This is a genomic window from Paenibacillus sp. EB106-04-04-XG159, from assembly GCF_058791835.1.
On record NZ_JBYTDY010000014.1, the window covers coordinates 43,058 to 57,238 of the forward strand.

14 protein-coding genes are annotated in these 14,181 nt (G+C 49.0%); 1 reads left to right on the forward strand and 13 read right to left on the reverse strand.

Translation table 11 applies throughout. The annotated features are described in order from the left end of the window. Positions 1-49: 49 nt before the first annotated feature. From groL to AC3WTP_RS17045, 7 genes are all read right to left on the reverse strand, one after another. On the reverse strand, positions 50-1,681 hold the full coding sequence (gene groL / locus AC3WTP_RS17015) for a chaperonin GroEL (protein ID WP_492395825.1): 1,632 nt from the start codon (positions 1,679-1,681) through the stop codon (positions 50-52). A gap of 112 nt (positions 1,682-1,793) precedes the next feature. Continuing rightward, complete coding sequence (gene groES, locus AC3WTP_RS17020) at positions 1,794-2,075, reverse strand: co-chaperone GroES (RefSeq protein WP_458567435.1); 282 nt, start codon at positions 2,073-2,075, stop codon at positions 1,794-1,796. A gap of 324 nt (positions 2,076-2,399) precedes the next feature. After that, positions 2,400-3,179, reverse strand: a complete 780-nt coding sequence (gene tatC / locus AC3WTP_RS17025; RefSeq protein ID WP_492395826.1) for a twin-arginine translocase subunit TatC — start codon at positions 3,177-3,179, stop codon at positions 2,400-2,402. Positions 3,180-3,268: 89 nt separating this feature from the next. Then, positions 3,269-3,538, reverse strand: coding sequence for a twin-arginine translocase TatA/TatE family subunit (gene tatA / locus AC3WTP_RS17030; protein ID WP_492395827.1), 270 nt, complete (start codon positions 3,536-3,538; stop codon positions 3,269-3,271). Between the two features lie 100 nt (positions 3,539-3,638). Next, a complete protein-coding gene (locus tag AC3WTP_RS17035) occupies positions 3,639-4,139 on the reverse strand; it encodes a MogA/MoaB family molybdenum cofactor biosynthesis protein (RefSeq protein WP_492395828.1) in 501 nt (166 codons plus the stop codon). Between the two features lie 33 nt (positions 4,140-4,172). Next, positions 4,173-4,661, reverse strand: a complete 489-nt coding sequence (gene moaC, locus AC3WTP_RS17040; RefSeq protein WP_492395829.1) for a cyclic pyranopterin monophosphate synthase MoaC — start codon at positions 4,659-4,661, stop codon at positions 4,173-4,175. 25 nt (positions 4,662-4,686) lie between these two features. Further along, entirely contained in the window at positions 4,687-5,358 is a 672-nt protein-coding gene (locus AC3WTP_RS17045; RefSeq protein WP_492395830.1) for a 5-formyltetrahydrofolate cyclo-ligase, read from the reverse strand. Between the two features lie 254 nt (positions 5,359-5,612). Between AC3WTP_RS17045 and AC3WTP_RS17050 the strand changes: the two genes are divergently transcribed. Beyond that, positions 5,613-7,571 (forward strand): ABC-F family ATP-binding cassette domain-containing protein, encoded by a 1,959-nt coding sequence (locus tag AC3WTP_RS17050; RefSeq protein ID WP_492395831.1) that lies wholly within the window; start codon positions 5,613-5,615, stop codon positions 7,569-7,571. 1,615 nt (positions 7,572-9,186) lie between these two features. On the opposite strand, the gene tsaD is transcribed toward AC3WTP_RS17050, so the two are convergent. The 6 genes from tsaD to cls all read right to left on the reverse strand — a co-directional run bounded on the left by tsaD (position 9,187) and on the right by cls (position 14,150). After that, positions 9,187-10,200, reverse strand: coding sequence for a tRNA (adenosine(37)-N6)-threonylcarbamoyltransferase complex transferase subunit TsaD (gene tsaD, locus AC3WTP_RS17055; RefSeq protein WP_492395888.1), 1,014 nt, complete (start codon positions 10,198-10,200; stop codon positions 9,187-9,189). Between the two features lie 72 nt (positions 10,201-10,272). After that, positions 10,273-10,731 carry a ribosomal protein S18-alanine N-acetyltransferase gene (gene rimI, locus AC3WTP_RS17060; protein WP_492395889.1) on the reverse strand — a complete coding sequence of 153 codons (459 nt, stop codon included), beginning with the start codon at positions 10,729-10,731 and terminating at the stop codon, positions 10,273-10,275. 103 nt (positions 10,732-10,834) lie between these two features. Next, positions 10,835-11,701, reverse strand: coding sequence for a tRNA (adenosine(37)-N6)-threonylcarbamoyltransferase complex dimerization subunit type 1 TsaB (gene tsaB / locus AC3WTP_RS17065; RefSeq protein ID WP_492395832.1), 867 nt, complete (start codon positions 11,699-11,701; stop codon positions 10,835-10,837). Between the two features lies 1 nt (position 11,702). Beyond that, positions 11,703-12,179: a tRNA (adenosine(37)-N6)-threonylcarbamoyltransferase complex ATPase subunit type 1 TsaE gene (tsaE, locus tag AC3WTP_RS17070; RefSeq protein WP_492395833.1), complete on the reverse strand. Its 477-nt coding sequence runs from the start codon at positions 12,177-12,179 to the stop codon at positions 11,703-11,705. 254 nt (positions 12,180-12,433) lie between these two features. Continuing rightward, positions 12,434-12,619: an H-type small acid-soluble spore protein gene (locus tag AC3WTP_RS17075; protein ID WP_492395834.1), complete on the reverse strand. Its 186-nt coding sequence runs from the start codon at positions 12,617-12,619 to the stop codon at positions 12,434-12,436. A gap of 109 nt (positions 12,620-12,728) precedes the next feature. Then, complete coding sequence (cls, locus tag AC3WTP_RS17080) at positions 12,729-14,150, reverse strand: cardiolipin synthase (RefSeq protein ID WP_492395835.1); 1,422 nt, start codon at positions 14,148-14,150, stop codon at positions 12,729-12,731. Positions 14,151-14,181 lie beyond the last annotated feature (31 nt).

A 14,181-nucleotide genomic window follows, 5' to 3' on the forward strand; every position in this document is an offset into this window, starting at 1 on the left:
GATCCCCTAACCCCAAACAACTTGATATAGTAAGGGTTCTAGCCCCTTATTACATCATACCGCCCATTCCACCCATGCCGCCCATATCAGGCATTGCAGGAGCGTTCTTCTCTGGCTTATCAGCGATTACCGCTTCAGTCGTCAGGAACATTGCTGCAACGGATGCTGCATTTTGCAATGCGTAACGAGTTACTTTCGCAGGGTCAACGATACCGGCTTCGATCATGTTAACCCACTCGCCAGTAGCAGCGTTATAGCCTACGCCAAATTTTTCGCCTTTCAAGCGCTCAACGATAACGGAGCCTTCTTGGCCAGCATTGTCAGCGATTGTGCGGATTGGAGCTTCAAGAGCCTTCAGCACGATGTTCACGCCTGTTTGCTCATCAGTGGAAGCTGCAGCAACAGCTTTAACCGCACCATATACGTTAATAAGAGCTGTACCGCCGCCTGCAACGATACCTTCTTCAACTGCTGCACGAGTTGCGTTCAGAGCATCTTCGATGCGCAGTTTGCGCTCTTTCAATTCAGTTTCAGTAGCCGCGCCAACTTTGATTACTGCTACGCCGCCTGCCAATTTAGCTAGACGCTCTTGCAGCTTCTCTTTGTCGAACTCGGAAGTTGTATCATCGAGTTGTGTACGGATTTGCTTGATGCGAGCATTGATATCTTCTTTAGCGCCAGCGCCGTCAACGATGATTGTGTTTTCTTTTGTAACGCGGATCTGACGAGCAGTACCCAATTGATCGATCGTAGTCGATTTCAATTCAAGGCCGAGCTCTTCCGTGATCACTTGACCGCCAGTCAATGCAGCGATATCTTGCAGCATAGCTTTGCGGCGATCGCCGAAGCCTGGAGCTTTAACAGCTACGCAAGTGAATGTGCCGCGAAGCTTGTTCACGATCAATGTAGCTTGTGCTTCGCCTTCAACATCTTCAGCAATGATCAGCAATTGCTTGCCTTGTTGAACGACTTTCTCAAGTACAGGAAGGATCTCTTGAATGTTGGAGACCTTCTTGTCCGTGATCAAGATATAAGCGTTGTCGAGAACAGCTTCCATCTTGTCAGTGTCCGTGATCATGTATGGAGATACATAACCGCGGTCGAATTGCATACCTTCAACCACTTCAAGCTCAGTGTTGAAGCCTTTGGATTCTTCGACAGTGATAACGCCATCCTTGCCGACTTTCTCCATTGCTTCTGCGATCAATGCGCCAACTTCTTCATCAGCAGCAGAGATGGAAGCAACTTGAGCGATGCTTTGGGAATCTTCCACATGCTTAGCGATCTCTTGAAGTTCAGCTACAGCAGCGCGAACCGCTTTGTCGATACCTTTGCGAACAACCATAGGGTTAGCGCCTGCAGTTACGTTCTTCAAGCCTTCGCGAATCATCGCTTGAGCCAGAACTGTAGCAGTAGTTGTACCGTCACCAGCTACATCGTTAGTCTTCGTAGCAACTTCTTTAACGAGCTGAGCACCCATGTTCTCGAATGCATCTTCCAGTTCGATTTCCTTCGCGATTGTTACACCGTCATTCGTGATGAGCGGAGATCCGAACTTCTTCTCCAATACCACGTTGCGGCCCTTAGGTCCAAGTGTTACTTTAACTGCGTTCGCAAGAGCGTCCACACCGCGAAGCATGGAACGGCGAGCTTCTTCAGAGAACAAAATTTCTTTTGCCATTGAAAAATACCTCCTTGAATCGATTCGTTATAATGTTTGTACCTATATGTCCTGCGTTCCTTATGTAGGAACCTCTTATGTGCGGAAAGATTCATTCCGCGTCATCCGCATATTAGCCGATTACAGCGTGAATATCGCTTTCTTTCATAATCAAATATTCTTTTCCATCGTATTTGATCTCAGTGCCAGCATACTTGGAGAAGATTACGACGTCGCCTTCTTTAACTTCCAAAGGTACACGTTGACCATCCTTCCATACACCGTTACCTACAGCTACTACTTTACCTTCTTGCGGCTTTTCCTTCGCTGTATCCGGCAATACGATACCGAAAGCGGTCTTTTCTTCCTTCGCGATTGCTTCGATCAATACGCGCTCTCCTAAAGGTTTGATCATGAAAAATAGCCTCCTTTGACCAAATGAAATTATAAGTTGGAACACATCGCCTTATGGCGGTCATGTTCATAAACACTTGTCTGCCATATTATTAGCACTCGAAAGTGTCTAGTGCTAATAACAATTATTATGATACTGATTTTGCACCCAGTTTGCAAGTGGTTAAATGTAAATTTGTACTGACGCTCCTGCCTCCGCCATTTTATCCTATGGTCATACAAATAATGCAAACCCTGCTCTCACATCCTCACTGGATTCAAGAGCAGAGCTTGCATGTTGGAATCATTGCTGCTTCGCCATATCTAGGCTTGTCTATGTATATGCTCAAGAGGCCGTTGTAGTACCTCTATCGAATTCTTCTTCCCATTCCTGCTGCTTCTTCAACTGCTTCCGATAGATGAAGGAAGAGAGAAGCACACTGAGCTCATACAGAATGATCAGTGGAATCGAGACTAGGAAGTCAGATATAAAGTCCGGCGGCGATAAAGTAACCCCGAGCACAATGAGGCCAAAATACGCGAATCTCCGCATCTTGCGCAATCGGATCGGGTTCAATATTCGAATAGCCGTCAGAAACATAATGACAAGCGGAAGCTCAAATAGAATCCCCAAAGGGAGAATAATATTAAACATGAAGTTGAGATACTGTGTAATTCCGTACGTTTCTTCGAGATTCAAGCCTTGATTGATTCCAGCAGTAAACTGATATGCCATCGGCAGCACGATCGTGTAGGCGAAAGTGACACCTAATAAGAAAAGTACAAACACGAATGGAATATACTTAAGCGTTTCTCTGCGTTCATTCGGCTTCAATCCAGGACTTACGAATGCCCATAGCTGATACATCGCAAATGGCAGCGAAATGGAAAACGCGACGATCAAGGCAAATTTCATATAGATGCCAATTCCATCCCACAGCGAGAAGCTGTGAAACTGGAAACCATTCGCCGGCGGTCTTGATATGACGAATTGGTATAAAGGATCCGCTGCAACCAATCCACCCACCAGACCGACAACCAGCATAATCAGCACATAAATGATCCGCTTGCGCAGTTCAGTAATATGATCAATGATAGACATCTGATCGTCATCAATGTGAGGCATACCAACACCAACCTGTTCCTTGCTAAATGTGAGGTCAGACTAAATCAGCACTAATTAGATACAGTCTGAATCCAAGATGCATCACCTGATTATTCTGGCAGGCGGCGGGATGTCTCATTAGATTGTATAGTTTGAGGTATTTGAGTGACAACTGGAGTAGATGCTGATTCAGACACATGAACTTCCTTCCGGGAAGAACTGCTGGAATCATCATCACCCATAATGTCACGAGCACCTGCCTTGAACTCTTTCAGTGTACGGCCAAATGCGCGTCCCAATTCTGGAAGCTTATTCGGGCCAAACAAGAGTAGGGCAAGAATGAGAAGTAAGATAATGCCTGGGATTCCAATAGTGCTCATATCGAATCTTCTCCTTTCATTGGACATATTTACCTGTAATGTAGATCATATCATATCCAAGTGCCATAAAATACCTAAACTATTAAAAATTTTTTGAAGTTCAGATCAATCCATCGTGGTCATGAAAGCGTCCGCTTGCTACATCTAACGCGTGAGGGAGCTGATCAATGACCGCCATCAGATTATCATGCACGCCCTTCGGGCTGCCCGGAAGGTTAATGATAAGCGTCCGGTTGCGAATACCGCACACACCGCGCGAGAGCATCGCGCTTCTCGTCTTCAACATGGATGCGGCGCGCATAGCCTCCGCCATTCCTGGAACGACGCGATCGATAACCTTAAGCGTCGCCTCTGGTGTAACATCGCGCGGCGCGAGTCCTGTACCGCCAGTCGTCAGAATAAGATCCGCCCTGAAATAATCCGCCATCTCGATGAGAGAAGCCGAGATGTCATTCATTTCATCCGGGACGATTCGATATTCAATAATTTCTCCGCCTATCTCTTCCTCCACTAACTCGCGAATGACTTGTGCACTTGTATCTTCACGTTCCCCGCGCGAGCCTTTGTCGCTTGCTGTCAAGATCGCCACTTTCCAATTCATCTCTGTTCCTCCCTTCGAATTGAGTACCTATCTTCAATCAGCTGCTATGGAGTAGTCTCCATGCTTACCGCCAGATTTGCTAATGAGCTGAGTCGGACCTATAACCATGTCCTTCTGCATTGCCTTGCACATATCATATACGGTCAATGCCGCGGCAGTCACAGCCGTGAGCGCCTCCATCTCAACGCCGGTCTTGCCCGTTGTCTTCACTTCTGCCTCTATCGTTAATACCTCTGCGTCATCGTCGTAAAAAGTAATATTGATGCCCGTGAGCATAAGCGGGTGACACATCGGAATGAGCTGTGACGTATTCTTGGCAGCCATAATGCCTGCTACTTGCGAAACGGCGAGCACATCACCCTTCGCAATCTGGCCTTGCTTAATTCTAGCTAACGTGTCGCGATGCATATGGACAGTTGTTCGCGCAACCGCTGTACGGCTCGTTTCACTCTTATCTGTCACATCCACCATACGAGCTCGTCCTTGTTCATTAAAATGAGTCAATCGTTCGTTTGTATCCATTAATCGTCATGTCCCCCTTGAGCTATCAAGATTCGACTATCCGCGTTCGAATGAGCTCATTCTCCGTAACGATAACGTTAATCGGGACATCATGCGGCTCCATCGGAATCTCGTCCAACAGCTGCCATTTATATATAAGACTCCATAAAATCGGTATTGTTGCATTTGCTGCCGCAGTTCGTGAATCCGTATTCAAGTTGAACCATCTAGTCAAGAAGCGGTCATAATACCCTGCCCCCATGCCGAGGCGCCCCCCTCTTCGATCGAAGGCTAGTCCAGGAACGAACACGACATCCGCCAGCTCGCATTCCTGCTCTGATAGCGGTAATGCATGCTCAGCAGGCTCCATAATTCCGAATACGCCTTGAGCAAGGGGCAATTCATCTGTCCACGCATACCAAGACAAACGATGCTCCTTTGCATGTGTGCGCGGAATATAGATGATATGTCCTTCCGCTCGAAGTCTTAGCAAGAGCGGCACAATATCCAATTCTGAACCGAACGGCATATATCCAAACACTCTTAACGGTCCGTCTGCCTTCTGCAGGATATGCTGCAGGCCTTCCCATGCCAACTCACAAGCAGCTTCGCTCCATCTTAGGCGATCATGAACCGCCATCTCTCCGCGCAATTGCTTGCATCGAGCTCGAATATCCACTTTCCGTATAGCATCAGACTGCTGATAAGCATCATTCATGCCTCGATAACCTCCTTGGCGGATGGCTTAGTCATTATCGCGAATATTAGGTGATTGAACGCCATATATGAGCATAATTCGAACGTTAATATATGTTGCACATCATTTTTCACGAATTTTCTGCAATTTCAAGTCTAGTTTACCACCGTTGACACTTTCCTGCCAGCCGCAAGGACTAATTTGCTTGACAACATCGCGTTAATTCCACTTTTCATGTAAACTAAGGATAGTTTGTCCATACGGAGGAGATATCAATGCTGCTTCAAATTAATAACATTTCCAAACATTACGGAATTACTCCCGTATTAAACAATATATCGTTTCATCTGCAAGATCGCGAGCGTATCGGTCTTGTTGGAGTTAACGGCGCAGGCAAGTCAACGTTGCTGAAGATCATCGCAGGCGAGCTTCAAGCGGATGAGGGCAATGTCTTCAAGGCAAAAGAAACGCGGGTCGGCTATCTCGCGCAGAACAGCGGTCTGAACTCGGATCGCTCGATCTGGGCTGTGATGATCGAGGTATTTGCTCATTTCATCGAGGCGGAGCAGGAGCTGAGAGAACTGGAGCATCAGATTGCGGATCCAGCTCTCGCGGATAATGCTGCCTTATATGAAGAAACGATGCATCGATATGCGGAAAAGTCGGACTGGTTCCGTGAACAAGGCGGCTATGCGATGGAAGCGAAGGTGCGCGGCATCCTGAATGGTATGGGATTCGGTGATACGGATCCCGAAACGCCCGTTAATACCCTGAGCGGCGGTCAGAAGACTCGCCTCGCCCTTGCCCGCATGCTGCTGCAGCAGCCTGATCTGCTGCTGTTGGACGAGCCGACCAACCATTTGGATATCGACACATTGACTTGGCTCGAACAGTACCTGCGTTCTTACCCAGGTGCTGTGCTGGTCGTATCCCATGACCGATATTTCCTTGATGCGATGGTTACTTCCATTGTAGAGATTGAGCGTCATCAGGCGAAACGATATACAGGGAACTACACACGCTATATGGAGCTCAAGGCTGCGGAGTATGAGCAGGCCATGAAGCAGTTCGAGAAACAGCAGGACGAGATCGCTAAGCTGGAGGACTTCGTACGGCGCAATATCGTGCGGGCTTCGACCACGAAGCGCGCGCAGAGCCGCCGCAAGACGCTCGAGAAGATGGAGCGTATCGATCGACCTCTAGGCGATATGAAACGAGCCAACTTCTCATTCGACATCCAGCGTCAGAGCGGCAAGGATGTGCTGCGAGTGAAGGAGGCTTCATTTGCCTATGAACAGGGACAGCCGTTGTTCCGTCATGCCAATCTGAATCTGGATCGTGGTGAGATCGTTGCGCTGATTGGCCCTAATGGCGTTGGTAAATCGACGCTGCTCAAAGCCTTAATCGGCAACCACGATCTGTCGGAGGGCTCGTTTCAATGGGGTACCCATGTGAAGCTTGGCTACTACGATCAAGAACAAACGAATCTCAATCCTAATGTGACGGTTCTCGAAGAGCTGTGGGGCACTTATCCTCATATGGATGAGGTTAGAATTCGCACCGTGCTGGGCAATTTCTTGTTCAGCGGAGACGATGTGCAGAAGAAAGTCAGCAGCTTAAGCGGCGGTGAGAAGGCTCGTGTCGCTCTTGCCAAGCTCATGCTGCTGGAGGCCAATGTCCTGATTCTCGATGAGCCGACCAACCATCTGGACCTGTTCAGTAAAGAGGTGCTGGAATCCGCGTTGATTGATTATGAGGGCACGCTGTTATTCATTTCCCATGACCGTTACTTCTTGAACAAGATGGCGGAACGCATCGTGGAGCTCGGGCCTGAAGGAACAGAGTCCTATTTAGGCAACTATGACGATTATGTGGAGAAGAAGCGTGAGCTTGATGAGGAACAGGCTATGCGGGCCTTAGCCGCATCTTCGTCAACAGCAGGTAAAGCAGCTGTTAGCTCACCATCTGCTGCTAGTGACAATCGTTCCGGCGTATCACAATATGAGCAGGACAAGCAAGCCAAGCGTGAGGAGCGCGCACGTCAGCGCCGCGCCGAGCAGCTGGAGCAGCAGATTGCCGAATACGAGCAGATATTGGAGGAACAAGAGGCGCTGCTTACGCAGCCTGACGTATATAACGATTATTTGCGTGTGCAGGAGATCCAACAGCAAGTCGATAGTGTACGCACCAAGCTAGAAACAGCTTATGCAGAATGGGAAACTTGTATGGAATAATGTAAATGAGCCAGGCTCTGTTTGCTGCAGAGACCGGCTCATTTTTTTGTTTCAGTCGCAGTTGCTTCGATTCTGGAAAAGTTATACACAACCATGCACCATGTGCTGTGAACAAACACCATCATTTTCACGACCACTTATGCCTGTAATCATGGACTTACCAAGTTCAAAACCAACATTATCCACCGTTTTATCCACACTGTCCACATTATCCACAGATTTTTCTTGAAAAACATATCCCCTGTTTCGCAAAAATGAAACCCCAGCCCCATCAGGCGTGCACCCCCATTATTCACACCATCCATTGGATATGTGGATAAATATTACCCACAGCCCACATTATATAGTCGCTATTGCATCATCATACCGCCTCAGTCTTGTCGCCCAACCATCGCCTAACCTCTGCTTAACCACGCTGCACCGCACCATTCTGCGCCTGCTCCTCTCTATTTCCCAACACAAGGCGCTCGTTAGACGGTTTTTCCCGTTATCTCACTCCTTCGTGCCCACCTTCTACCCTGTAACGGGGAAAATCCCTGTTTGATCATGCGCAGCGCCGTCTCCGCTCTATGCCACGCACTCGTTAGACGGTTTTTCCCCGTTATCTCACTCTTTCGTGCCCTCCTTCTACCCTGTAACGGGGAAAATCCCAGTTAGCTCTTGCACAGACTATCTGCTCGGTAGACCAAATCTAAAATGCGCAACTTCCAGCACGACGAAACACATGTCTCTTTATCTTCTTTTGCCTAATATCCCTCTCACTCAGGCTGAGCACGTTCTGAGGTAATGGGATAATGGCCAGATGACAGTTGAGAGACATATGTGACTCCTCAATCGTTCGATCCACCGATAGACAATTGAATTAATACACCACACAATCAACTTAGCTAGAGAAAATTAATAAATGCACACCCTTCCTGCATGGCGACACACACTATCTCTTTATCTTCTTTTGCCTAATATCCCTCTCGCTCAGGCTGAGCACGTTCTGAGGTGATGGGATAATGGTCAGATGACAGCTGAGAAACATATGTGACTCCTCAATCGTTCGATCCACCGATAGACAATTGTATTAAACGCCACATAATCAACTTAGCTAGAGAAAATTAATAAATGCACACCTTTCCTGCATGGCGACACACGCTATCTCTTTATCTTCTTTTGCCTAATATCCCTCTCGCTCAGGCTGAGCACGTTCTGAGGTAATGGGATAATGGTCAGACGACAGTTGAAAGACATATGCGCTTCTTCAATCATTCGTCCACCGATAGACAGATGAACTAATACGCCACACATTCAGCCTAGCTAGAGCAAATTTATAAATGTACAACTTCCAACATGGCGACACACGTTGCCTTTTTATCCTCATTCGCCCATTATCCCTCTCGCTCAGCCAGATCACGTTCTGAGTTTATGGGATAATGGTCAGATGACAGTTGAGAGACTTATGTGACTCCTCAAGCGTTCGATCCACCGATAGACAAACATATCTCGTTCTGAGCAAAAGGGATAATGAACAGAAGCTTGGCTTATGAGACTTTATAGTTAGGCACATTTACGAAAGCATCACAAAAAAGCCCGTCATCTCCATAAATAGAGATGACGGGCTTACTTATTATTGTTGGTTCGTAACGGACCAGCCCTCCAATGTGAAGAGCGGGGTCACCTTGAAGTCCAGCTCGGTGAATTGGCCGTGCTTCCACTTCAGATGCGCCGCCGCGCCGATCATGGCGGCATTATCCGTGCAGTATTCAAACGGCGGTATGAGCAGCGGCAGCTGAGCAGCCTCGCATCGCGCGGCAAGCGCCGCGCGTAGGCCGCGGTTCGCCGCCACGCCGCCGCACAGCAGCAGCTGCTTCGCGCCATACTGCTTCACCGCGCGCATCGACTTCTCGACGAGGACGTCGATGACGGATTCCTGGAAGCCGCGCGCAATCGCCCCATACATCGGCAGTTCACCGCGCATCTTCGATTGGTTCACGACGTTGAGCACCGCCGACTTCAACCCGCTGAAGCTGAAATCATAGGAATCTGGCTCCAGCCACGCGCGGGGCAGATTAACCGACTCATCCGCTTCCATCGCCAAGCGATCAATATGCGGACCGCCCGGATACGGGAAGCCTACAGCGCGCGCAACCTTATCGTACGCTTCGCCAACCGCATCATCTCGCGTGCGTCCGATTACTTCAAACTGCCCTTCACTCGCGATATATACGAGCTCAGTATGTCCTCCAGATACGACCAGCGCCATGCAAGGATACTGGATATCCGCCACCAAACGATTCGCATATATATGCCCCGCAATATGATGCGTACCGATCAACGGAAGCTCCGTTGCCATCGCCAGAGCCTTAGCCGCCATAATCCCAACCAACAGCGATCCTACGAGCCCAGGTCCTTGTGTGACCGCAATCGCGTTAACATCTCTTAGCGTTAATCCCGCTTCTTCCAATGCCTGCTCCAGCATGACCGTTATTGTCTCCACATGCTTGCGCGAAGCGATCTCGGGCACTACGCCTCCAAAACGGCGATGTACATCAATCTGACTGGATACCATATTGGAGAGTACTTCCTTACCATTTTTCACAATGGCAACAGATGTCTCGTCACAGCTCGTCTCAATCGCCATAATAATGCTATCGTTGCCTATCAGTTCCGATCCCTCTGCTTGTACCTTCTGTTGTTCACCGTCCACTTGTATTCACCCGCTTTGATTCTCGTTATTGTCATATAAAGAGGTCAGATCCGACCACATAATGAGCGCATCTTCGTTATTATCGGTGTAGTACTTCTTGCGCACACCGCTTGGTTCAAAGCCAAACTTCCGGTATAACTGCTGTGCTGTCGTATTCGAGACCCGGACCTCCAGCGTCATCTTCACCATGCCTAGCGCAAGACCGCGCGCGATCAATTCACGCAGCAGCCATGTTCCCCAGCCTCGACCTCGAAAGTCAGGATGGACCGCAATGTTCGTTACATGCGCCTCATCCACGATGGTCCACATGCCAGCATACCCCGCAATTCTGCCCTCATGTTCGATTACGATATATCGAGCGAACAGATTATTGGTCAGCTCATTCTGAAATGCATTATTCGTCCACGGCATAGTAAACGACGCATGCTCGACTGCGAGCACACCCTCGAGATCCGCTACTTCCATTCCGCGTATATACGTAACTGCAGGACATCCATTTGATTCCGTAGTATTCTGACCTCCATGATGCTGCACGCTGCCATCCCTCCTCCCATCGCCGCCCAAAGGCTTAAGGCTGATGATTATGCTGTGCCGCCGCCTTTTCCTTGGCGTTCAGCTTCACTTCCGCTTCCGTAAGCTGCGTATAATTCGGCTCCAAGCGATGCACGTCATCCGCTTGTCCATTCGCAAGCGCGGCAGCGCCCAATTTCGCGATCCATGCCGCATCCATCTCACATGGAACAACATGCACGCGCTGCCCGAACCGCTGAACGAGCGCCTCAACCTGCTCCTGCTGCGTTCCCGTCTCACCGACCAACAGCACCCGCAGCGCCTTATCGCGCTCCAGTTCCTCTGCAAGCTCTGCGGCCACATCGCTGAACAGACGAATCGCATCCGGATGTATTCGCTCGCAGGCGCCGATAGGCATGCTCACACCGCTCGATGGCTGCGCAAGCGCGGAGCCCGAAGCTAATCGTCCGCGGAAACTACCTGTAAACACCTGTCCACGACGCGCATCTGTCATCGGACAGACCAGATATTCGGCGCCACCGTGAATGCCTGATACGTCATCCGAGTCAAATGACGATAACGCAGCCGCTAACCCGCTCCAAGCACGCGCCTCTACAGACGAAACGCCGACAATAGGCTTGTTCCACGCCCAAGCGATCGTCTTCGCCGCTGTAACCGCAATCCGCACGCCTGTATAGGAGCCTGGTCCAATACCAACCGCAATGCCGTCCACCTGCTCGGCAGTCCAATGATGCTCCTTAAGCACCTGCTGTATCGAAGGCACCAGCTTGATCGAATGATTGCGTTCCGCATCATATCGTTCTGACGCCAGGACACGCCCCTGCTCTAACAGCGCAGTCGTCATAACCGCAGTTGACGTGTCGATGCCTATTACGTTACACAGTCCTTCCTCATTCCCCGCCATTTCACAATCCACTCCATTTCAATTCATTCAACCAAGTTGCATAGGGTTCGCCGTAAGCGGTCATGCGAATAATTCGCTCCTGTTCCCCTTCCACCTGCAAATACAAGTGCAGATGCTTAGGCGGTAGCAGCGGAGTAATAATGCTGGACCATTCCACAAGAGACACGCCATCCCCGTAAAAATACTCGTCCAATCCCAGCTCATCCGCTTCGGCCATCGATATGCGGTATACATCCATATGATAAAGAGGCATGCTCTCGCCTTCATATTCCTTAATAATCGTGAATGTCGGACTGTTCACCACTCCGACAACTCCTAGCGCTTTCGCCATCGCTTGGGAGAATCTTGTCTTACCCGCGCCTAAGTCTCCATCTAGAGCAATGACCGTACCAGGTACGCAGTGACGTGCGATGCGCTCCGCCAGCCGTTCCGTATCTGCTTCACTCATGGAGCGAACAGCATAATTTGCCGTTTGCATCCTAATCCCCTCCTGGGCTGTAATCAATGATTATCGCTTCATTAAGCCTTCAACCAGAATTTACTCTCGATGAAGCCAGCTAACAATCTATTATATCACAAATGAATTTAAGCAAGCATCTCCACGCACCACATAGGTCAAGCTTCTGCCTAACACCCGTACAATTTTCAAATAATGGACTATTCCTTATTATAAAAAAAGCCGCCCATCCATGCTCTTTAAGCAGAATAAGCGGCCAATATAGAATAGGGTGATTAAGGTGATTCAACTAACCGATCCACGTTTACGGTGTGCGTATTTACCGGGTTGGTACCTACCTGAACAGTTGCCATACCGTTAGCTTCGTCTACATTTTCAATCCATACCGATTGCTCGCCGTCCAGCCGCACTTCCACCGTATCCTTCATCTCATATATCTGCTTCGCACGTTCTGCCTTCATCTCTACTACCTCCTGCAATGTTATCCTTCTATAACTTGGCTTAATCCCGATTAATTCATGCATCATCCTGCAAGCTCTACAAGCCTACATACTGCTCTCGAAAAATGAGTCATAGCAGCGGCGACAGCAATCGTGACAGCACCTCCATCAGCTTCTGCCCTCGACCGCGTTGAATGAACTCGTCGTACAGAATAGGCGTGCAGTTCTCATAATCCAGCAGAAAGTCCCTCTCAACCCGTTCGATTGTCTGTTCGTCAAACAACACAGCATTCAGTTCAAAGTTCGAAAAGAAGCTGCGCATATCCATATTAGCAGTCCCCACGCAGGCCAATGCGCGATCCATTACAACGGTTTTGGCATGAATGAACCCATGTTGATAAGCGTAAAACTTTACGCCAACCTGCATAAGCTCCTCCAGATAGGATCTGGAGGCCCAATCCACCACCTTGGAATCCGATTGCTCCGGAATAATAATTCGCACATCTATCCCGCTAAGCGCCGCGGACTTAATCGCTAACAGGTTGCCTGGATCAGGGATAAAATAAGGAGTCGCAATCCACACTCGTTCCTTCGCATAATTTAGTATCCCAAAATACAATTCCTGTATCGCATCCCTGCTCGTATCTGGGCCGCTCGGCACTAGCTTCAACTGTTCTTTCCCCCTGCAGAAATGCTTTGGGAACAAATACGGCTCATCCAGACGCTGGCTGGACGCAAGCGCCCAATCGTGAAGAAAGATCGCCTGCAAGCTGTAGACCGAATCCCCCTCGATCTGCAGATGCGTGTCTCGCCAGAAGCCTGTCTTCTCATTGCGGCCGACATATTCATCGCCAATGTTCATCCCGCCCAAGAATCCGACTTCACCGTCCACGACGAGAATTTTACGATGATTGCGATAATTAAGACGACGCCGGAAGAAGGACACCCAAACAGGCAAAAACCAATGGAACTCCACCCCCGCTTCCTTAAAACGAGTGATGTATCTCTGTCTAAGCTCAATACTTCCCACTCCGTCCGTCATCACGCGTACCTTAACACCCTCGCGCACCTTATCAATCAGCAGATTCTGAAATACGACGCCAATCGCATCATCTCGCAATATATAGAATTCCAGATGGATATGGTGCTTCGCCCCGCGAATTGCTGCAAGCATCGCCTCAAAGGTGTCATGCCCGTTCGTAAGTACCTTTGTCTGATTGCAGCCCGTGATCGGACTATCCGACATTGCTTCAATGAGCTTGAATAAACGTTGCTGCTGTCTCATCTCCGCGTTCGTCATCTGAGAAGCTTCCGTCACTTCCAAGAGCTTGTCCGTTTGCTGCTTCACCTGCTCCATATACCAACGCTTTTTCACGCGTCGCCGCGCGGAATAATCCTGAGCCAGAAAGTAATACATAATGAAGCCGATACAGGGAATACAGAGCGAGATAAGGAGCCAGGCCACGGTCTTAGAAGGATGCTTATATTCAAATGCAATAATCGCAAGCAATTGCGCCATATAGATGATGACTAATCCAATAAGCCATATCATGACCTGTGTCCTCCTAATTATGTGAGCGAGC

Coding starts and splice junctions, on each gene's coding strand:
- groL (WP_492395825.1), bottom strand. CDS start 1,681: ATGGCAAAAGAAATTTTGTTCTCTGAAGAAGCTCGCCGTTCCATGCTT.
- groES (WP_458567435.1), bottom strand. CDS start 2,075: ATGATCAAACCTTTAGGAGAGCGCGTATTGATCGAAGCAATCGCGAAG.
- tatC (WP_492395826.1), bottom strand. CDS start 3,179: ATGCCTCACATTGATGACGATCAGATGTCTATCATTGATCATATTACT.
- tatA (WP_492395827.1), bottom strand. CDS start 3,538: ATGAGCACTATTGGAATCCCAGGCATTATCTTACTTCTCATTCTTGCC.
- AC3WTP_RS17035 (WP_492395828.1), bottom strand. CDS start 4,139: ATGAATTGGAAAGTGGCGATCTTGACAGCAAGCGACAAAGGCTCGCGC.
- moaC (WP_492395829.1), bottom strand. CDS start 4,661: ATGGATACAAACGAACGATTGACTCATTTTAATGAACAAGGACGAGCT.
- AC3WTP_RS17045 (WP_492395830.1), bottom strand. CDS start 5,358: ATGAATGATGCTTATCAGCAGTCTGATGCTATACGGAAAGTGGATATT.
- AC3WTP_RS17050 (WP_492395831.1), top strand. CDS start 5,613: ATGCTGCTTCAAATTAATAACATTTCCAAACATTACGGAATTACTCCC.
- tsaD (WP_492395888.1), bottom strand. CDS start 10,200: ATGGCGATTGAGACGAGCTGTGACGAGACATCTGTTGCCATTGTGAAA.
- rimI (WP_492395889.1), bottom strand. CDS start 10,731: ATGGAAGTAGCGGATCTCGAGGGTGTGCTCGCAGTCGAGCATGCGTCG.
- tsaB (WP_492395832.1), bottom strand. CDS start 11,701: ATGGCGGGGAATGAGGAAGGACTGTGTAACGTAATAGGCATCGACACG.
- tsaE (WP_492395833.1), bottom strand. CDS start 12,179: ATGCAAACGGCAAATTATGCTGTTCGCTCCATGAGTGAAGCAGATACG.
- AC3WTP_RS17075 (WP_492395834.1), bottom strand. CDS start 12,619: ATGAAGGCAGAACGTGCGAAGCAGATATATGAGATGAAGGATACGGTG.
- cls (WP_492395835.1), bottom strand. CDS start 14,150: ATGATATGGCTTATTGGATTAGTCATCATCTATATGGCGCAATTGCTT.